Below are 19846 nucleotides of genomic sequence, written 5' to 3'. Positions count from 1 at the left end.
CGTACGGGCCCGCGGGACGGCGCACATCCGCAGGGATGGGAGGCGCTCACCTCCATCATCACTGTCAGACGCGCACCACCGCGGTGTGGGTGTGGCCGCGGCTGCCGCCGACCTTCACCTTGACCGCGTGCTTGGCCTTGCGGACGCCGCGGCCGCCTTCCTTGACCGATCTCACCGGCCAGGGCAGCGTGATCCGCACCTCGTCGGCGGTCCTGGACGGGTCGGAGACCGCGAGCCGTACCCGCTTGTGGTCGCGGCGGATCAGCAGCGTGCAGGGGCCGTCGGCGGCGAGCGGCCCGTCCGCGGTCTCGACGGTCCCCGCGCGCCAGAAGACGGCGGCGAGCACGTCGTCGCGGGAGATGGCCTGCACCGCCCCGGAGTTGGCGAGGATCTCGACCCGCCCGCCGTAGGCCGCGGTCTGCGCGACGGAGGCGTCGGGCAGCACGGCGTAGGCGTAGCGCGCCTTGCGCGGATCGACGCCGTGGTCGATGACGATCGTCGTGTAGTGCCTGGTGACGGGCGTCCTGTCGCCTCCGGTGGTGGCGCCCTGGTCGATGTCCCGCCAGCGGCCGGTGCGCCTCTCGCGGATCACCTTCGCCTCGGCGCCGCCGAGCAGCGCGTAGCCGGCCGTACCCGACAGGTGGACCCAGCCGTCGCCCCGGGTCAGCGGCGGATGACTGTCGTGGGTGTTGCGGTTCTCCACGACGGTCTCGATGCGGCGGCCGTCGGAGGCGGTGATGCCGGTGCCGAGGGCGATCACCGCGTCGTCGAGGAGGAACCACGCCTTCTTGGCCCGCAGCGAGGAGCCGTCGGCGACCAGCTTCATGGCCGCGACGCCGTACTCGCCGTCGAGTGCCACGCCGCCCGCCCACGGGGTGGGCGGCAGGCGACGCTTGCCGTGCTCAAGAGCGGCGCGCCTGCGGGTGTCGACCGTCGTGCCCGGCAGCCGGTACGGGTCGATCGTGGGCCACAGGTCGTCGTTCCAGTGGGTGAGGTCGCCGGTGTAGAGGTAGGTCATGCCGTCGCCGGTGTACCAGCCGTGCAGGTTCTCCTGGTTCATGGCCTCGGCCGCGCCGATGCGCTCCGAGCTCATCGCGATCGCGTAGGCCCAGGTGGGACGGCGGTGCACGACCCGGTCCATGTCGGCGAAGACGTACGTGCCCGTCGTACGCGGGCCGACCGGCACCGACGGGTCCTCCAGCAGGGCCTTGGCCCGTGCGACGCTGGCCAGCGGCGCGAGCGTGTCGTAGGGGACGGCCTGGTTGCGGGTGAGCCAGCCCTTCACCAGCGGCCGCCAGCGCCGGGCATGGCGCTCGGGCGCCGCCTCCAGCAGGGTGAGGACGGCCTCGACCGCCTTCTGTCCCGAGTGGTAGTCGCGGTGGCCCTGCACCGAGATCTGCCGGCCGCGTACGCAGTCCATCATCAGCCCGTCGAAGATGAACGGCGCGAACGAGCGATCCACGAGGTCGTAGACGTTCCCGATTCCGGTGATCTCCCATGGTGACCTCGCGAGCATGGCGATCAGCTTGGCCACGCTCTCCAGGTAGTCCACGCCGTAGCTGCCGGTGTAGGGGTACACGTCGTGCTGGATGAACGACCCGTCACGGTAGAAGCCGTCGCCCGGACCCCCGGTCGGCCGCAGCAGGTCGGAGACCGCGTCCCCGGCCCGCCTGATGAGGCGTGCGTCGTGGGTGAGCAGTCCCCGCATCGCCACCGCCATGGCCTTGCCCGCCCGGTTGGCGCCGGTCTCGACGACGCCGGGGTGGCTGACGCGGCGCTCCGGGTCGGGGCACCAGCGGTGCAAGGGGCGCAGCCAGCGCTCCAGGCGGTCCTTGGGCAGGCCGTCGTACAGCAGGGCGCAGGTTTCGGTCAGCGAGCGGGGGACGCCGATCTCCCACCAGTACCAGTTGCTGCCCCGCCGGTCGAGCCCCTCGTGGTAGGCGTGCTCGTACAGGAAGTCCAGCGCGCTGACCGCGGTCTCGGCGACCTGCCTGTTCCCGTGCATGGCGGTGCCGGGCGTGGCCCAGCCCAGCGCCAGGGTGCGCATGCGGTTGTAGGCGCGGTTGAAGTTGCCCGTCCGGGGGTCGTCGAGCGGCAGGTCGGGCCACAGGCTGGGGCGCCCGGGGGCGGGCTTCAGCTTGCGCAGCACCGCGTTGGCCGAGCCCTCGATCGCCTGGGTCTTGTCGGCGTACGCGGAGTCGTACGATCCGCCGGCCAGCAGGCTCACCCACCGCTCACGCGCGGCGTCGAACGCGGCGGCGTTCGACGCGGGGGTGCCGAACACGGTGGTGCCGACCGCCTCGGCCGGTCTGTCCCACAGGGCGAGGCCGGCCACGGCCGCGGTGCCCAGCAGGGCGGACCGCCGGCTGAGGGGGTGGGGCATGGCGGCCTTTCCGACGATCGTGCAGATATCACTTGAAAGGATCATATGTCGGCAGGCGGGGGGAACATTTCACGCGCACGAACGTCGCCGGGGAACCGCGCGGGGTTGATCAGCGCGCGTAGCCCCCTCGCGGCTCGTCCGCGGGGTAGTCGGCTGAGCGGCTCACGTCGGCCCACTTCTCGGTCTCGGCGGCGCGGATCTCCGCGGCCTTCCGGGCGGCGGCGACGGCGTCGCTGCCGAGAAGGAGCCTTCGCGGCGGCGCTGCACCGTTACGTCGAGGGGATCATCGCGGTCAACCGCAGATGGCCGGTGGAGACGAGCCGCATGCTCCGCGACGAGACCATCCACGAGCACCGCCGCCGACGTGGTGGTCGACACGCTGCTGAGAGGCGTCGGCGCCCGGTAGGCCGTTGAAAGTTTCAGCGTTCTCGACGTGTTCGCCCAGCTCACCCGTTGCTCTGCTTGACCGGCCGGTGCTCCGCGGGGAGTTTCGTTCTGAGCCCTGCTGAGTTGGGAGTCCGATGAGTCACGCCTGTCGACGGCTGCTTGCCCTCCTGCTTCCCGGTTTCCTGGTCGCGCTGGGCGGCTTGATGCCGTTGACGCGACAATCCGCCGGCGCGGTCAGCGACCCGCCCGGCCCCGTGACGGGTAACGCCACCTACTTCGACGGACTCGGGGCGCCGTACGGCGGTTGCGGGGTGCCGCAGGCGAATCTCGACTCACAGGACTTCGTGGCGCTCAACGTCTACAACACACCCGGCGACTACGGCTTCTACCCCCGGCCGTTGACGGGGGCGAACCTCAGCAAGGCCGGGTCGTGGAACAACGGCCTGAACATCGGCCGCTACGTGCAGGCGGAGATCGGCGATCTCTGCACGGGCACCAACGACGGCGCGCAGAACCAGCCGTTCTGCCGCAACGGCTCCTGGGTCTCCGACGCCTACAAAGGGGCGAAGCTGACCATGCTGGTCGCCGACAGTTGCGGCGACTCCAACGCCTGGTGCCGCGACGATCCCTACCACCTGGACCTGTCCAAGGACTCGCTCAACCGGTTCGTGAAGAACGGCGCCGCGGTCGGGGACATGTATCCCGGCCATTGGAACAACCGGCACATCACCTGGTCGTTCGTCCCCGCGCCGAACTACAGCGGCGACATCGGCATCGGGTTCCTGCAGTCCGCCCAGGTGTGGTGGCCCGCCATCTCCGTCTCGCACCTGGCCAACGGCATTCACGGCGTCGAGTACTTCGCCGACGGGGCGTGGCGGACGGCCCAGATGAACGGCGACATGGGCCAGTCGTACGTCATCGGCGGGACCACGTCGGGGGCGAGCCGGTTCCAGATCCGGGTGCGAGACGTCACGGACACGCTGATCAACGGCGGACGCGTGTACAGCTTCACGCTTCCGTCGGCCTGCGACCCGCAGTGCGGCACGCCGTACACCAAGGTCGGCTACACCACCTCGGACGGCCCGACCCCCACGACCACGCCCATCCCCACCCCCACCCCCACGACCACGCCCACAGGCGGCACCGGCGGCTCCTGCGGCGTGGACTACCAGGTCGCCAACGTCTGGCAGGGCGGCTTCACGGCCAACGCCACTGTGCGGAACACAGGAACCACGGCCTGGAACAACTGGACGGTCACGTGGACCATGCCGTCCGGCGTGACCCTGACCAACGCCTGGAGCTCCACCATCACGGCGTCAGGGACCACCTGGACGATCAAGGCGCCGAGCTGGGCCGCGAGCCTCGCACCGGGCGCGTCGGCCACCTTCGGCCTCCAGGCCGACGGCCCGTCCACGCCCGGCCCGACCGGCATCACCTGCTCCTAGGCCGCATGTCGGCGCTCAGCGCGCGGTCAGGCGGCGCGTGACCGATAGGCCTCTTCCACGGTCTCCGGGGGGTACGTGATCGAGCGGCCGGTGGTCTCCGACAGGATCGCGGCGATCTCCGGCATGGACAATGACTCAGTCGTGTGCCCCCGAGCCGAGCGGTGGTGAGCCTGCCCAGTCCGGTAGTGGTTCGCATCTCGCTCTCCATTCCGGCGGCAGGTGGGCGTTCGAGGCGGCCGCGACGATGCCCCCGACGATGGCGCACGTGGTGTCGACGTCCCCGCCGGCCGTCGCGGTGGTCCACATGGCGGCTGTGAAGTCATGGCGTTCGCGGGCCGCCACCCAGAGGGTGAACGGGACCGTGTCGTGCGCGGAGACCTGCCGCCCGTTCCCGAGCATCCGGGCGGCGAGTGCGGGGTCGCTGATGGTGAGGAGTCGCCGGGCCTCGCCGATGCCGTCGTGGACCATGCTCGCGGGTACGTGCTCCCTGATCCGATCGAGGAAACGCCCGGCGGGGAGGTCGGGCTCCTGGACGGTCACGGCTGTGGCCACGGCGACGGCTACGGCGCCGGCCACCGCTTCGGGATGAGTGTGGGTGACCTGCGCCGACAGGGCCGCCTGCCGGGCGACGTGCGCCAGGTCGCCGGCGAACCAGGCGCCGAGCGGTGCCACGCGCATCGCGGCCCCGTTGCCCCAGGAGCCCTTGCCGTCGAACAGCTCGGCCGAGAGCCTCCGCCAGTCGCCTCCTTCACGGACCAGCCGGAGCATCCGGTTGGTGGCCGAGCCGTACCCGCGGTCGAAGTCATGGCGGGCGGCGAAGCTCGCGGCGAGTTCGTCCTGGTCGATGGCGCCGTGCTCGTCCAGGACGCGGAAGACGGAGCAGGCCATCTCGGTGTCGTCCGTCCACTGCCATGGGCCGGGTGGAAGGAGGCGGGCGGAAAGGGCGTGGCGATTGGCGGGGACGAAGAACTGGGAGCCGAAGGCGTCGCCGAGGGCCAGGCCATGGAGGGAGGCCGTGGCGCGCACGAGGGGAAGAGGTGACATCGCCTTCATTGTGCGGCACGTCAGGTGAGGCGGTGGAGACCGTACGGGAGCGAAAACTGCCTTGCCGTCGGGCCGTGGGCGGCTGCTAGGGTGTGGAACGGTTGGGATCGGAGTCGAGGAGAGCAGACATGGCAGGTGACGACGACATCTCCGGGTGATACCGGAGGTTGATCGGCCCCGGCAGGCGCGTATGCCCGCCGCCGGCGTGGCCTTGATCGTCGTTGCCCCTGTCCCTTCGCCGGGCTGCTCCGGCACGCCCGGACCACGTTATGCACGAGGTCTCCCGCATGTCCGACGCGTTCATCATCTGCTCCAACCTGTCCTTCTCCTGGCCTGACGACACGCCCGTCTTCAGCGGCCTCTCCTTCACCGTGGGCGCCGGCCGGACGGGCCTCGTCGCCCCGAACGGCGCGGGCAAGAGCACGCTGCTCAAGCTGATCGCCGGCGAGTACCGGCCGGGCGGCGGCAGCGTTTCCGTTGACGGCGTGCTCGGCTACCTGCCCCAGAGCCTGCCGCTGACGGGCGACCAGGCCGGCGACCTGACCGTGGCGGAAGTCCTCGGGATCGCCCCGGTGATCGCCGCGCTGGACGCCATCGAGTCAGGCGACGCGAGCGAGGAGCACTTCACCACGATCGGCAACGACTGGGACATCGAGGAGCGCACCCGGGCCCAGCTCGACCGGCTCGGGCTCGGCCACCTGGAGTTCGCGCGCACGCTGCGCACGCTGAGCGGCGGGCAGGTCGTGTCGCTGGGCCTGGCCGCGCAGCTCCTCAGGCGGCCCGACGTCCTGCTGCTCGACGAGCCCACGAACAACCTCGACATCGGCGCCCGACGCAGGCTGTATGACGTGCTCGGCGACTGGAACGGCTGCCTGCTCGTGGTCAGCCACGACCGGGCGCTGCTCGACCGCATGGACCGCATCGCCGAGCTCGACCGGGGCGAGGTCCGCTTCTACGGCGGCGACTTCACGGCGTACGAGGAGGCCGTACGCACCGAGCAGGAGGCCGCCGAGCGGAGCGTGCGCACCGCCGAGCAGGAGCTCAAGCGCGAGAAGCGGGAGATGCAGCAGGCCCGCGAGCGGGCCGAGCGGCGGGCGAGCAACGCGGCCCGCAACCTCAAGAGCGCCGGCCTGCCGCGCATCTTCGCCGGGAACATGAAAAGGGGCGCCCAGGAGTCGGCCGGGCGGGCGGGCCAGACGCACGCCGCGCGGGTCGGCGACGCCCGGGCCCGTCTCGACCAGGCGGAGCGCGACCTGCGCGACGACCAGAAGATCGTGCTGCGGCTGCCCGGCACCAACGTCCCCGCCGGCCGTACCGTCTTCCTCGGCGAGCACCTGCGGGCACGCGGCCTGTTCGCCGAGCCCGGCGTCGACCTGATGATCCGCGGACCCGAGCGCATCGCCCTGACCGGCCCCAACGGCGCCGGCAAGTCCACCCTGCTGCGCCTGATCAGCGGCGAGCTGGAGCCCGACGGCGGCACGACCAGGCGCGCCGACGGCCGGGTGGCCCATCTGTCGCAGCGGCTCGACCTGCTCGACGTCGGGCGCACCGTGGCGGAGAACCTGGCCGCGTCCGCCCCGGACATGCCGGAGGCGGAGCGGATGAACCTGCTGGCCCGCTTCCTGTTCCGGGGCGTCCGCGCGCACCTGCCGGTCGGGGTGCTGTCGGGCGGCGAACGGCTGCGCGCCACGCTGGCCTGCGTGCTGTTCGCGGAGCCGGCGCCTCAGCTCCTCCTGCTCGACGAGCCCACCAACAACCTCGACCTGCTCAGCGTGGGCCAGTTGGAGAGCGCGCTCGGCGCGTACGAGGGGGCGTTCGTGGTGGTCAGCCACGACGAGCGGTTCCTCGCGGAGATCGGGGTGGACCGCTGGCTGGAGCTGTCCGAGGGGCGGCTGCTGGAGACCGGAGGGCTCACCGGCACGTGACACAGCCGCCCCGGGCGGTCAGTCGGTCAGGGCGGTGCGGAGCTTGGTGAGCACAGCGCGGAGGATGCGCGAGACGTGCATCTGCGAGATGCCGAACTCCTTGGCGATCTCCGACTGGGTCATGTTGCCGTAGAAGCGCATCAGCAGGATGTTCTTCTCCCGGGCCGGCAGGGCGTCGATGAGCGGCTTGATCGAGTGCCGGTCGAGCAGGGTGTCGAGGGAGTCGTCCTGCGCGGGCAGGAAGTCGCTCAGCTCGGCGGCGTCGTCGTCGGCGCCGCCGACCGGGGCGTCCAGCGACAGCGCCGAGTAGGCGGTGGAGGCTTCCATGGCCAGCAGGACGTCCTCTTCGGAGATCCTCAGCTTGGCGGCCAGCTCGGACACGGTCGGCGAGTGACCGAGGACCTGGGTCAGCTCGGCCGTGGCCTTGTTGAGCTCGATGCGGCGTTCCTGGTAGACGCGCGGCACCCGGATGGCCCACGTGCGGTCACGGAAGTGCCGCTTGACCTCGCCCAGCACGGTGATCATGGCGTATCCCCTGAACTCGTGACCGAGCGTGGGGTCGTAGCCGTTGATGGCCTTCATCAGGCCGACGTAGGCGGCCTGGCGCAAGTCGTCCATGGGCTCGCCGCGGTAGCGGTAACGACGGGTGACCTCGGTCACCAGGCCCTCATGCATCTCCACCAGGCGCTCGCGAATGCGCGCGGCGTGCAGATCGGAAGTGTTCGGGTCGGCCAGGCCGGCCAGGAGTTCCTCGGCGGTGAGCTGCTCGAATGCGACGGTGAGGACGGACACTGCTGCTCCCAGAATGGGCGGGGCGGCCTCGTCCATGGAAAAAAGCCCATGCAGAGGCACGCCTTGGATCGCGTAGTCAAAGCCCTCTGCTGGACTTCGTGATCTACCATGCCCGCTCTGCGGACTTCTGTCACCCATTTTTCGGTCACGGAAGCGTAACGAAGATCTGGTCAGTCCGGCTCGGAGTGCAGACGGAGGAAGTCGTCCAGGCTGCGGCGGTAGAGGGCGAGGTCGCTCTCCAGCTTGTGCCGGGTCACCCGCTCGGGCTGGGACTCGCGTACCGACCTGCCCAGCTCGGTCCAGAACGCGTCGGGAGGCAGCTCGGCCGCGCCCGGCGGGAAGAACTTCAGCGCCTCCGCCACGGCGTCCGCGGCGAAGGTCCAGTCGGCCACGACGCCGTCGTAGCGCCGGTCGTCGGACGGATCGGCGGCGTGGAGAAGCGCGCCCTCCAGGGCCCTGTTCGCGTACGTCGTGGCGATGAGGACCCACTGCCCGGGGTCGATCAGCTCGGAGAGCCCGGTACCGAAGATCAGCTCCAGCTCCCGCGCCGCGGACTCGGCCTCGTAGGGGACGAGGATCTCCAGGCCGCCGAGGCTCACCACCAGCCCGTCGTCCTCGTGGGCGAGCGACGACCGCCTCGACGCGCCCGCCTCACCGTCGTGGGCGACCAGGTCGAGATAGACGTACGCCTCCACCAGCGAACGGGCCAGCTCGCGCTCAGGCATACTCGGCCGCCAGGTCCTGGTAGGTGTCACGGACGATCAGCAGCCGGTCGACCTGGAACCGGCCGCGCTCGGCCGCCCGCATCTCCTGCCCGCGCTCGGACCAGAACCCGTCGTCGGGCACCGCGTCCGCGCCGGGCGGCACGAACTTGACGACCTCCTCGACGGCCGCGGTCGCGACCCGCAACGCCCGGTGTGCCTCGGCCCGGTCGTCCACGGGCACGTTGCCCGCGCTCAGGTCGGCCACCCACAGCCACTCGCCCGCGTCGAGCAGCTCCGACGGCTCCGGCCCTCCGAACGTCGGATAACCCGTGGGCATCACCGGCCGCTCGGGCAGCCCGAACAGGTATTCCCGCGGGGTCCCGCACTCCTCGCACGCGCCCGCGTAGCGGTTGACCAGCTCACCCTCGACGCTGACCAGCCCGTTGCGCCAGGTCGTCTCCGCCGACCCGCACGAACACGGGTGCAGGTCGAGCCAGAGATGTGCCTCGTCCCTCGTCCGCGCCACCGCGAATGCCATAACCGTCCTCTCCTCGACAGCCCATCATGCCGGAACGCCGCCGTCCCCCTCACACCGCGAACACGCGCTTCCCGGACGGCGCCCGCTCCCGCTCGCGCTCCGGCTCCGGCACCGTCCGGGGGCGGCGGCCGCAGCGGCACGGCTCGCCCGCAGGGCACGAGCACTCCCCGGACCACCAGCCGGTCGCGTTGGCGAGCTGGCGCAGGCGGTCCAGGTGCGCGGGCACGTCCTCGGGGCGCACACCGGCGGCGAGGGCGGCGAGCTGGTCGGCCACCGGCCGCGGGACGAGCCGCCACACCTCCGGCCGGGTGTCGCCGAGCAGGTCGAACAGCACGCCGAGCCGGCCGAACCGCTGGGCCGTGGTGGCCGCCCGGACCTGCCGCACGGCCTCGTACAGCTCGGCCAGGTCGGCGTGGTCGGCGGGAGACCCGCCGAGCCGGTGAGCGACGGCGGCGGCGACGGCCGCGGCGGCGGCCCGCTCGTTCGCGCCGATCGTGCGGCGTTCGTCCACCTGGTACGTCAGCATGCCCGGCTCCGGGGTCCCGTGCCGGTCCGGCCGGATCTCGACGGGGATGGGCGGGCGGCCGGGCAGCACGATGTCCATCAGGCCCGGCCCGTACACCTGGGCCCGTCCCCCCATGAGCGCCGCGGTGCGCGCGATCGACGCGGCCGCGGCGCTCGCGGGCAGGGTCTCCCCGCCCCGGACGGCGGCGACGTCGGCCGGCAGCAGCTCGCCCGCCCGGGCGAGCGCCAGCAGTCTGGGCGTGGCCCCGGCCTGGTCGGGGGCGAGGCCCGCCCGGCGGATCTCGGCGCGCAGCGCGGACCGTTCGGCGGCGGCGCCGAGCGGGCCGGCCTCGGAGATCGCGCGGACCAGGCCGCGGAGCCTGGCGAGAGTCGCGGCGTCGGCCACGCCGAGCGCCGTGGGGGACACCACGGGTCCCGGCCCGAGCAGCCGCCCGGCCGGCCGCCCGGCGAGGGCCGCGGCCTGCGCCGCCACCTGCTCGGCCACCGCGGTCGTCACCCGGGCTCCGCCGTCAGCGGGCACCCGGAGCGTCAGCCGGTCCGGCGTGCTCGCCTCGACGGTCACCTCGGTGGCGTCCCGCGCGGCCTCGGCCAGCTCCAGCGTGAACCGGCCGTCGGCCGTGGTCACGATGAACTGCTTCACCTGGCCGGGCACGGGATCCACACCGGCGACGCCGGCGATCCGGGCCACCTTGGACAGGCCGGCGGGCGAGGTGTCCAGGCCCGTGGCGCTCCCGCCGTTGAGCAGCCGCGCGATCCGGCTCTGCGGCCCCGTGTCGGCCGGCTCGGTGACCGGCGCGCGTGGGCCCGTCCCCCACGGCGGCGGGGGCGGGGTGTGGCCGCGCCGCTCGACGTCGGCGGCGATGGTGTCGATCGCGTCCGCCAGGCGCGACCGGGTGGCGGAGTCGGTGGCGGCGCGCCAATCGTCCGACAGGCGGGCGTGCTCGTTGAGGCGCGGGATCAGGCAGAGGTCGCTGCCCTCGGCCTGCTGCTGGGCGAGCGACGGCCGCGCGACGCCCTGCGGCGCGCCCCACGCGGCGGCGTTCGCCGCCTGCGCGACGTGCGAAAGCTCGTGCACCAGGGTCGACGACACGACATCCGGGTGCACGCGCGGCCAGACCCGCATCACGTGCGGGTCGTCCGGCGTGCCCGCGCGCAGCTCGGTGGCGGCGTTCAGTCCCTCGCCCGGGTCCCCGACCAGCACGCGGACGTGCTGGTCGGGCGCGCCGGGGAACTGGACGGCCATCGTGTCGTCCCCGGTCCAGGAGACGTGCGCGGCGGCCCCGCCCAGATCGTCCGCGGTGACGACCTTGGCGCGCATCTCGGCCACGGTCAGGTCGGGTTCCCCGGCCGGACGGGCGTCCCTGGAGTAGATGGTGTTCTCGATCTCGGGCGAGGTCACGCTGGGGGGCGACACGCCCTGGGAGACGCTTCCGCCCACCGGCTCGTTCGGGAACGTCCGCTCGAAGGGCCACGGCACCTTCTCGGTGTCCACCGCCAGGATGCCGCGTGCCGACAGCGCGGACCAGACCTGCTGGCTGAAGGTGCCGGGCCTCTCGGAGTTCAGGAAGACGTCGCGCAGGTCGAGGTTGATGCCGGCGGCGGCGTCCAGCAACAGCGGGGACAGCGTGGCGAACGCCTCGGCGAAATGGCCGTCCGGGGTCAGGCTGTGCAGCCTCCCGTCGGGGTACGCGTGATAACGGTGGACGCCGTCCGCGTCCCTGACCGCCACGAGGGCCACCTCACCGCGTTCGCGGGCGGCCAGCCGCGCGTCCCGCAGGGCATTGATCAAACCGGCGCGACCGGGCTCGGGGACGAACCTGAACGTCGCCTCCCTCTTCTCCGCGGTGGCCGGGGGCGCGAGCTGCGCGTTCTCCTCCATCCGCGCCTGAATCTGCGCGATCTCGGCCCCGAAGAGCACCACGTCGATCTCGCCGTTGGCGGCGCCCACGATGCGGACGGGCTCGCCGACGGGATGCTCGTGGCCGTCCCTCAGCCGGGCCACGTTCTGGAACGCCACGTCGTAGTCGACCCTGAGGCGGACGAGATACGCCTTGTCCTTCTGGAACATGCTGCGCTCTCGGCGCGCCCCGTGGTGGTCGCTCACACTCTCGGAGCTCTGCCGACGGGCATTGGCGCCGCCGCTGAGCCCCGTTTGCTTCTCCGACGCGTTGACGCTCGCGCCGCCGGGGAGCACGCGGCTGCGGGACATGCTGGCGTTCTGGGCGTTGGCCGCCCGGTCGACCTCTCCCTTCTCCGCGTCGAACGGCCCGGCGACGATGGTGAGGTCCGACGTGCGGGCCGTGACGTTCACCTCGGTGCCCTGGTTCCTGAACTTCGGCCTGGCCGCCCGCACGACCACCTCGCCCTCGGGCGTGGCCATCCGCTCGAACGCGGTCAACATCGCCGACGGAAGCAGCCGCGTGACCAGCTCGGAGCGGATCTCCGCGACGGTCGTGCGGCCCAGCATCTTGGTGAGCTGCGAGGTGATGACCTCGTACAGGCTGGGCCCGTCCGGATCGTCCCGTATCGCCGCCGGGAAGTGGCCCGGGTCCAGCACGACCGGCCGCGGGTCGGGCACGGTCACCAGCGGTCCGGTGTCGTCGGACGCGGGCCGGATCATGCCGGTCGGGATGCGCCGCACCAGGGCGGCGGCGTAGACGACCGGCGGCGCGGTCCGCACCAGGCGCCGCACTCTGTCCGCCAGCCTGGTCAACGGGCCGGACACCTTGCCCTTGCGCAGCGACCTGCGCTCGACCTCGATGACGAGCAGCATGTCGTTCTCGACCAGGTCGACCTCGTTGAACAGGCCGATCCGCTGCAGCCGCGTGGTCTGCCGGTTGATCGAGCCGGTGTACGAGCGGCCCCGGTCCGAGGACACGCCCGCGCCGAAGCCGCCGCCCTGCTCGCCGGCGCCGTAGTCCAGGCCGCCCGCGTAGGAGCCGTTGTACGACTCGGAGTGCGAGCGGTCGCCGTAACGGTAGCGCTGGATGATGATCCCGAGCTGCGTCAGGTGCGCGAGGAACCTCGCCAGGCGGGGATGCCGGGGGTTGGCCGGCACCAGCCGTGCCCTGACCGTGACCTCCTCGGCATGCGCGGGGTTGGGGCCGGTCTGGACGTGGTAGCTCTTCTCGAAGCCGCGGCGCGACCACATGTCGACGACGCGGATCCGGGCCGCGTCGTCGGAGAAGTCGACGGCCAGCATCTCGTCCAGCGTGGGGCTGTTGGCCAGGGCCCCGGGGACCGCGGCGGTCACCGCGCCGGTCACCGCGTTCAGCATCGGCACGCTGTTGCCGTGCTCGTCGGTCAGGGTGAGCGAGTCCACCGTGCTCAGGCCCACCGAGTCGTCGAACGACGGGGCCGGCACGACCTCCCTGGAGCGTTCGATCAGGTCCGTCGCCTGGCTGAGGGTGCGGTCGAGGTCCTTCGCTGTGTCGCCGGGGGACCGCCCGGGCACCGGCCGGCCGTTCGCATCCGTCGCGGCCGGGTCGGGCGTGACCCCCATCGCCTCCCTGACCCTGCCGAGCAGGGCCTTCGGGGTGTGCCGTGCCGCGTAGCCGACGTCCGCGCCGGCCGCGCGCTCCTTGGCCACGTCCGCGATGTAGCGCTGGACCAGGGGTACGGCGAGGCTGGGGTGGAGGTTCAGGTTGCGGTTGATGAAGCGTTCGACGGCGTCGCTCACGAGAGCCGGCGGCAGCGCCAGCTCGCCTTCGGCGTACATGAGCAGCGCCTCTTCCTCGGCCAGCGAGAACAGCGCGGTGCCCTCCGCCGTCGCCGTCCGGGTGCGGCCGGCAGACGCCGTGCTCACGGCCGGCTGAGCGTCCGCCGTGCTCTGCGAGCCGGTGAAGGTGAGGTTCGTGGCTGCGCGGATGATGTAGTGGCGGCCGTACTTGATCGTGAGCTCTTCGTTGCCCCAGATGTCGAGGATCGAGGTGGAGTCGGAGGTGCCCCCCGTTCGTGAGGGCAGCGAGAGCTTGGCTCCGTCGTTCGTCTGCCCGCCGTCGTCGAGGTCTGAGCCCTGCACCGAGCTGCCGACGGACACGTTCGACGACCCGCCCCAGGACACGCCCGCGCTGCCGAGCCCGAACAGGATGTCGCCGCTCACGTGGTCGACGATGCCGATCACTTCCGCCGCGCCGAGCTCGCCCTTCACCGACAACGAGGACTGGATCGGAACGCCGTCGACCCTCGGGGTGAGGCCGACGGTCAGCGCCCGGGTGAACAGCTTGAAGTGGGAGACGAGGTTGCGCACGTTCAGCATCGCGGCGATCGTGGCGAAGGCTCCCGAGCCGGGCCTTACGCCCCTCTTCAGTACCTTCCCGGCGGCCTCCTGACGGCCTGGCACGTCCATGTGCAGGAGGTTCAGCTTGCTCTGCACCTTCTGGGAGAGCTTGCCGAGAGGCGCCGGTGGGGTGTCGTCCACGGCGGGGAGGAGGTCACCGGCGATGATCAGCGTCGCCCTGCCGGACTCGGAGGCCAGCGTTCGCGTGTCGCCGTTGTGCAGGAGCTCGCCGGTGAGGACATGGCCGAGGGAGGTGATCGCGACCGGGCCGCTGCTCTCCTGCAGCGTCACCACGTTCGCCGTGCTGCCGTCGCTGGAGCCGGCCGTCTGGGTGCGGCCGCCGCCCGCGTTGACGGCGGCCTCGTGCGACAGGCCGTCGTGACCCTGGTCGGGCCCGTCGCTCTCGCTGACGGACGCGTTGCCGGCGTACGTCCTGGATCTGCTCATGGCCCGCGCCGAGGTGTCGGAGCCGATGTCGAGGTTGACCACCGTATCCGCGTCGCTGTGGGACATGGGGCCCACGTCGTTGAAGTCCTGCTTCAGCGACAGCCGGAGCTGGTAGTTCTCCGGGGCGCCGTTCAGGCCGTGCAACGACAGGTCGATCAGGATGCCGTCCTGGGCGAGGGAGTCGTAGGCGGCGAGGAGCCGGTCCTCCCTCAGCTGCTCCTCGACCTCCTGGGCGTTGAGGATCTGGCTGGCGCGTTCGAGGTCGTTGGACGCGTACTGCGTCACACCGTCGACCGTCTTCGGGATGAGGCCGCTCTCCGCGAGCCCGGCCAGCACCTTCTGCCGGAACGCGCTCAGACCCTCGATCTCTTCGACGACGGCCGGGCCCGCGCCGCGCATCTGCCCGGGGCCGTCACCGAACCAGACCGGCAGCGCGGCCTTGCGGCCCGGCGGCGGGCCCGGGCGCGGGTCGCCGCGCAGCACCTGGCGGCCCTTCGCGTCGAGCACGGGCCGGCCCTTGTCGTCGTACACCAGCGCGGCCTTGTCGACGGGGAGCCCGAAGCGGTAGGCGGCCGACTCCCGCATGCTGACCACCGCCTCGCTCCGCACCGGGCGCAGCTCGACCGGGGGCTTGCCGAACACCTCCACCGTGTACGTGGTCTCCACCACGAGCTTGTAGCTCTGCTTGGGTCTGGTCTTGCGGTGCACGCTCGGGTGGATCGCCTGCTTGTTCGCGGTGGCGGAGTAGGACCGCGACCCTGACCTGGAGCCTTTGACATTGGGCCCGATGGTGGGGTGGTACGGGCCGAGGTGGCCGACCTCCTCCAGCGATCCATGCTTGAGGGCGGCTGAGACGCTGCCCTCCAGCGACCTGCCGGCCGACGTGCCGCCGGGCATCGCGACGAAGTCGGTGATGACCTTCTCTTCCCACTCCTCGGCGCTCGCGCCGCCGATCGGCTCGGACTCCACCAGGATGATCCTGCTGTCGGCGGTCACCTTCGCGTGCGGCCGGCCGTTCACGGTGAAGACGCGTGAGTAGCCGTTGTTGACGGCCTCGCCGAGCTGGTGGGGCACCTCGTCGGTGATGAACGTGCGCAACTCGTCGTGCGGGACGGCTCCGACCTTGGTGTACTCGCCGCCGAGGGCAGCGGCGACCATGTCGAGGGAGTCCTCTGTGCGGGTCATGCTGGTGAGGACGTGCGGGGGCATCTTCGGGTCGCGCTTGGCGTCGTCGATCCGGGCCAGCCTGCGCGGCGGCTGGTCGGCGAAGGACTGCGAGACCCACACTCGCTGCATCGCGGCGTCGCCCGGCTCTCCCGAGTCGACCGTGACGCTCTCGCCCCAGCCCTCCGACCCCGCGAAGCGTACCTGGACGCTGTAGCTCGCTGCGGCGTCGAACAGCAGCGGCTCGCTCCTGTCGTCGGCGACGAAGCCGCCCTGGGCGTACGCCCCGGCCCCGCGCGTCTCCGCGTGACTTCTCCCCCTGCTTGCCCCGACGCTGACGTCCACCATCTCGAGCACGTTCCTGGCCAGCTCTCCCTCGGCCAGCATCGGCTTCACGGCGGCGCTGCTGAGACCCGCGCCCTGTCCGGTACTGCCGGACTCGGTGGCGGTGACCGTGCGGCCCGACTGGTAGAACAGGCCCACCATCATCTCGGACGCCTTGACGGACGAGTCCAGCACCTCGACGAGGTCGGAGAGGGTGAGCTTGATCCGCACCTCCGCCGCCGACCGGCCGCGGCCCACCCGCAGCACGACGCCGTCAGGGGAGACGAGCTTGTGGAAGTCGGCCCTCAGGGCCTGCTCCAGCTCGATCGTCGTGAACCTGGGGCCGTCCCCGTTGGCCGCCAGCATCTTGTTCACGGTGGCGGTGAGCCTGGTCATGTGGGGGAGCCGGCCCGTCGGCATGGACATGGACAGGCTGAGCTCCTGCGGCAGCGCCGCCTTCAGCGCCTTCAGGTAGCTCTGGTGACGCCGCTGGGCCCGGCCCTCCAGCCGCCGGGCGCGCTTGCCGGACTTCTTCGGGGCGTTGCCGGCCTTGTTCATGACATTCAGGAGTCGCTCGTACGCCTCCCGCGCCAGCTTCGCCTCCGTGAGCGCGGCCTCGTACGCCGCGGCCATCCTGAGGTTCCGCTCCTGCGCGGCGCGGAACGTCCGGTTCTCCTGCCGGGCCTTGCGCGCCCGCTCGAAACGACCGCTGTCATGCTGGTTCATCGCCTTGCGTGCCGCGCGCGTGGCCTTGTTGGCCTTCTTCCGCGCCTCCTCGGCGGTGACGCGTTTGCGCTGGATCTGTTGCCGGAGCGTGTCCTCCGCCGTCATCAGCGCGTTGACGAGGTCCACCACCTGGTAGGGGTGCAGGTTGGTGCCGGGTAAGGCCGGGGCCTGCTGTGTCCGGGTGGCCTGCGTGGGCGCCCAGGGCGGCAGCGGCGGGGTGTGGCCGCGCTTCTCCAACTGGCGGGACACGCCGTCGAAGTCCACGGCGAGGCGGCGCTGCTCGGGCAGGTTCGGGGCCCGCCGCCACTTGTCGGCGAGGAACTCCAGTTCGTTGAGCTGTGCCGCCGCGCACATGTCGTGTGTCTTCTCCGCGCGGCCCCGTCCCTGCCGCAGGACTCCCTGCCGCCTGCCCTCGCCGGCGGCCTGCACATACTGGAGTGTGTCGGTGATCTCGTGCAGCCAGACCCTGGGGACCTGGTCGTCCGCGACGCGCGGGCCGAAGTGGACCACGTGCGGTTCGTCGGCGGAGCCCGCTTTGATCTCGGTCTGACCCATCAGCTCCGAACTCAGGTCGCCGATGACGGGGCGGAAGTAGACGGTGCGGGAGACGCCGTTCGACTTCGTGTGGACGGCGAGCAACCGGCCGCCGTCCGACCAGGTGAAGCCCTCCACCTCCACGTCCTGGTGGCGGAAGTGGCCCTTGCTCAGCTCGGCGAACCTGTGGTGCACCTCGTCCAGGTCCAGGTCCTCGGCGGTTTCACGGCCGTCGGTCACGTACCTGGTGCCGGCGACCGGCCGCGACGTGACGGTGCCCGGCCTGCTCGTCGGCGCCGCGGAGGCCGGGTCACCCCGGGAGGGGGCAGGGGCGGGGGCGCCATCGGCCTGGAGGACCTGCAGCATCGCGGACGCCTCGGCCTGCAGGTCCGCGACGTCGATGCCCTGCTGGGCGCGGGTGTCAAGGTCGGCGCGGAGGCGGCTCATGGCGGCGGAGGAGATCGAGCGCACGCCGGAGCCGGAGGTGACGAGCAGATCGCCGGTCGGGCCGATCACCGCGTCGGGGTAGTCCGTGGCGATCGCGCCGATCAGAGCCGTACGGGCCCGTTCGGAGGCGGAGGCGGTGACCGGGGCGGGGTGCGCGGCGGAGGTGGTCGTGCTCTGCGACCCCTGGTCCGCCGTGCCCGCCTGCTGGGTGGTGTGGGCGGCCGTCGTCTGGTCGCTGGTCACCGTCGAAACGCTCTGGTCGGCCGCTCCCGTCTGGTGGGGATGTCCGGTCTGGTCAGGTGCTGCCGTCTGGTCAGGTGCTGCCGTCTGGTCGGGCGCTGCCGTCTGGTCGGGTGCTGCCGTCTGGTGGGGATGTCCGGTCTGGTCGGGCGCTCCCGTGTGGTCGGCGGTGCCCGTGTGGTCGGCGGCTCCCGTCGGGGCGGCTGCGTTCGTCTGGTCGGCGTTCTGGTGGGAGGCGTTCTGGTGGTGGGCGGGCCCGCGGTCGCGCTGCGCGGCCTGGTTGTCCGGCTGTGCGGCCTGGCCGTCCGGCTGCGCGGCCTGGTTGTCCGGCTGCGCGCTCGGGTCGGTCGGCTGATGGGCGGTGTGCCCCTGCGCGGGCGACCCCGCGGCGGCGCGCCCGGCGGGGCGGTGCGCTCCGTCGGCCGGCTCCGGCGCGGCGCCGTCCTGCCGGCCCTGGTCCGGTCGGGGCCGGTCCGGCTGGGCCCGGTCGTCGCGGTCCTGGGAACCGGAGCCGCGCCTGGACGCCGACGCGTCCACGTCCGGGGCGGCCACACGCCCGGCGCCGCCGTCCTGGCCCGCGTGGGCCGGAGCGGTGCCGGCCGTCCTCGCCGTCGCGGGGGCGTGGGGAGCGGCATGCGTGCTCGGCGCGGCGCCGGCCCTCACGGCGCCGGGCGCCGCCCAGTCGGGTACGCGCACCGTCCCGGCGGTGCTCGGATGGCCACCGCCCGGGCCGCCACCCACCGGACTCCCGTTCGGCGTGCCCCCCGGCGGGTCGCCGGCCGCGTGGGCGGCGTCGGCGCGCGTCGCGGCGTCGTAGGCGGAGGACAGCGTGGTCAAAGGATGGGCCAGCGCCGTGTAGACCGACGGGTTGAACGGGCTGATCGACCCGGTGCGCCCGGCGCCGCCCATGAAGCCGCCCACCACGGCGTCGGCCGTGAACGGGTTCTCCCACTGGTTGTAGATCACGCCGTTGGCGATGTAGCTGCCGACCGGGGAGGCGATCACGTTGGTCGCGCCGGTGCTGATCGCCCGGCCCGCGAACCCCGGCACGTGCCGGGTGACCCGGGACACGGGCCCGGCGACCCTCGTGCCCACGATCGCGCCGCCGCCCGCGCCGATGACGGCGGCCCCGGACTTCTTCCAGTCGATCTCGTCGATGGTGCCTTTCTTGAGCTGCTGGTACTGGGCGACGAAGTCGATGAAGAACTCCTCGCCGATCTCCTCGATGAGCTCGTGGCCGAGCGAGGTGCTCAGCAGCCTGACGAGCAGGCCCCGCCCGGTGGCGCCGCTGAGCACGGCCACCCGGGCCAGCTGCGTCGCGCCCGCCCGCCTGGCGCCGGCCGCCGCGAGCCTGACGATGATGCGGCTCATGGCCGCGCGGGCGGCGGCCGCGTACGGGCCGAAGAACGTGGTGGAGACCCCGGCGGAGAAGAAGGCGGCGATGAGGCCGATGGCGATGGCGATGACGGTGACCCAGAACGCCACGTTGACGGAGAGCTTGGAGTACTGGGTCTCGACCGCGAAGTTGTGGGACTGCGCGGAGTAGGCCCGCGCGTTCCTGGCCACCCCCGCCATCCCGCCCTGCTCGCCGAACAGGACCTTGGCCCTGGAGACGAACTTGGCGGTGGCCGGCGCGCTCCAGCCGGTCACAATGGTGCGCGCGGCCATGCCCGCCCGCGGCGTGCTGCCGGTGACCCCGGAGACCAGGTTGTCGTACGCCTCCGACAGCTTCGACAGGCCGCTCTCGCTGGCCATCGGCCATTTCTGGCCGGCGGACAGCATCGGGATCAGCCAGTGGACGACCCAGTCGGGGAGCGCCTCGGTTTCCCACGCGGGACGGACGTCCCGATCGATGCGCACGAAGGCACGGCCGCCGGCCTCCGCGTCGCTGGAGTTGCCGGAGCCGCTGCCTTCGTCGGATCCGCCTTTTTGCGTCACGTCG

The 19846-nt window shown here is 72.2% G+C and carries 8 protein-coding genes; 2 read left to right on the top strand and 6 right to left on the bottom strand.

The features are described 5' to 3' along the window. Nucleotides 1-64: 64 nt before the first annotated feature. The gene (locus AB0H64_RS15940; protein ID WP_357624413.1) at nucleotides 65-2383 is read right to left on the bottom strand and encodes a polysaccharide lyase 8 family protein; all 2319 of its coding nucleotides are present in this window, start codon (nucleotides 2381-2383) and stop codon (nucleotides 65-67) included. 521 nt (nucleotides 2384-2904) lie between these two features. Here AB0H64_RS15940 and AB0H64_RS15935 point away from each other — a divergent pair. Continuing rightward, nucleotides 2905-4215, top strand: a complete 1311-nt coding sequence (locus tag AB0H64_RS15935; protein WP_357624410.1) for a cellulose binding domain-containing protein — start codon at nucleotides 2905-2907, stop codon at nucleotides 4213-4215. 135 nt (nucleotides 4216-4350) lie between these two features. Here AB0H64_RS15935 and AB0H64_RS15930 read toward each other — a convergent pair whose 3' ends face one another. Then, entirely contained in the window at nucleotides 4351-5259 is a 909-nt protein-coding gene (locus AB0H64_RS15930) for an ADP-ribosylglycohydrolase family protein (protein ID WP_357624407.1), read from the bottom strand. Nucleotides 5260-5546: 287 nt separating this feature from the next. Between AB0H64_RS15930 and AB0H64_RS15925 the strand changes: the two genes are divergently transcribed. Further along, nucleotides 5547-7184, top strand: coding sequence for an ABC-F family ATP-binding cassette domain-containing protein (locus AB0H64_RS15925; protein ID WP_357624406.1), 1638 nt, complete (start codon nucleotides 5547-5549; stop codon nucleotides 7182-7184). Nucleotides 7185-7202: 18 nt separating this feature from the next. On the opposite strand, the gene AB0H64_RS15920 is transcribed toward AB0H64_RS15925, so the two are convergent. The 4 genes from AB0H64_RS15920 to AB0H64_RS15905 all read right to left on the bottom strand — a co-directional run bounded on the left by AB0H64_RS15920 (nucleotide 7203) and on the right by AB0H64_RS15905 (nucleotide 19842). After that, nucleotides 7203-7976 (bottom strand): SigB/SigF/SigG family RNA polymerase sigma factor, encoded by a 774-nt coding sequence (locus AB0H64_RS15920; protein WP_357624403.1) that lies wholly within the window; start codon nucleotides 7974-7976, stop codon nucleotides 7203-7205. 170 nt (nucleotides 7977-8146) lie between these two features. Continuing rightward, nucleotides 8147-8701 (bottom strand): hypothetical protein, encoded by a 555-nt coding sequence (locus AB0H64_RS15915; protein WP_357624401.1) that lies wholly within the window; start codon nucleotides 8699-8701, stop codon nucleotides 8147-8149. Next, nucleotides 8694-9218 carry a hypothetical protein gene (locus AB0H64_RS15910; RefSeq protein WP_357624399.1) on the bottom strand — a complete coding sequence of 175 codons (525 nt, stop codon included), beginning with the start codon at nucleotides 9216-9218 and terminating at the stop codon, nucleotides 8694-8696. The genes AB0H64_RS15915 and AB0H64_RS15910 overlap by 8 nt, the downstream gene beginning before the upstream one ends. 49 nt (nucleotides 9219-9267) lie before the next feature. Continuing rightward, nucleotides 9268-19842, bottom strand: coding sequence for a hypothetical protein (locus AB0H64_RS15905; RefSeq protein WP_357624396.1), 10575 nt, complete (start codon nucleotides 19840-19842; stop codon nucleotides 9268-9270). Nucleotides 19843-19846: the final 4 nt, after the last annotated feature.

Source organism: Nonomuraea sp. NPDC050733 (genome assembly GCF_040654215.1).
GTDB lineage: Bacteria > Actinomycetota > Actinomycetes > Streptosporangiales > Streptosporangiaceae > Nonomuraea.
The sequence above is the reverse complement of the archived record's forward strand: the minus strand, read 5'-3'. Positions and strand labels throughout refer to the sequence as shown.

Bases quoted from the DNA above. Each gene is read 5' to 3' on its own strand.
- AB0H64_RS15910 (WP_357624399.1), bottom strand. From the start codon at position 9,218: ATGGCATTCGCGGTGGCGCGGACGAGGGACGAGGCACATCTCTGGCTC.
- AB0H64_RS15940 (WP_357624413.1), bottom strand. From the start codon at position 2,383: ATGCCCCACCCCCTCAGCCGGCGGTCCGCCCTGCTGGGCACCGCGGCC.
- AB0H64_RS15930 (WP_357624407.1), bottom strand. From the start codon at position 5,259: ATGTCACCTCTTCCCCTCGTGCGCGCCACGGCCTCCCTCCATGGCCTG.
- AB0H64_RS15915 (WP_357624401.1), bottom strand. From the start codon at position 8,701: ATGCCTGAGCGCGAGCTGGCCCGTTCGCTGGTGGAGGCGTACGTCTAT.
- AB0H64_RS15925 (WP_357624406.1), top strand. From the start codon at position 5,547: ATGTCCGACGCGTTCATCATCTGCTCCAACCTGTCCTTCTCCTGGCCT.
- AB0H64_RS15935 (WP_357624410.1), top strand. From the start codon at position 2,905: ATGAGTCACGCCTGTCGACGGCTGCTTGCCCTCCTGCTTCCCGGTTTC.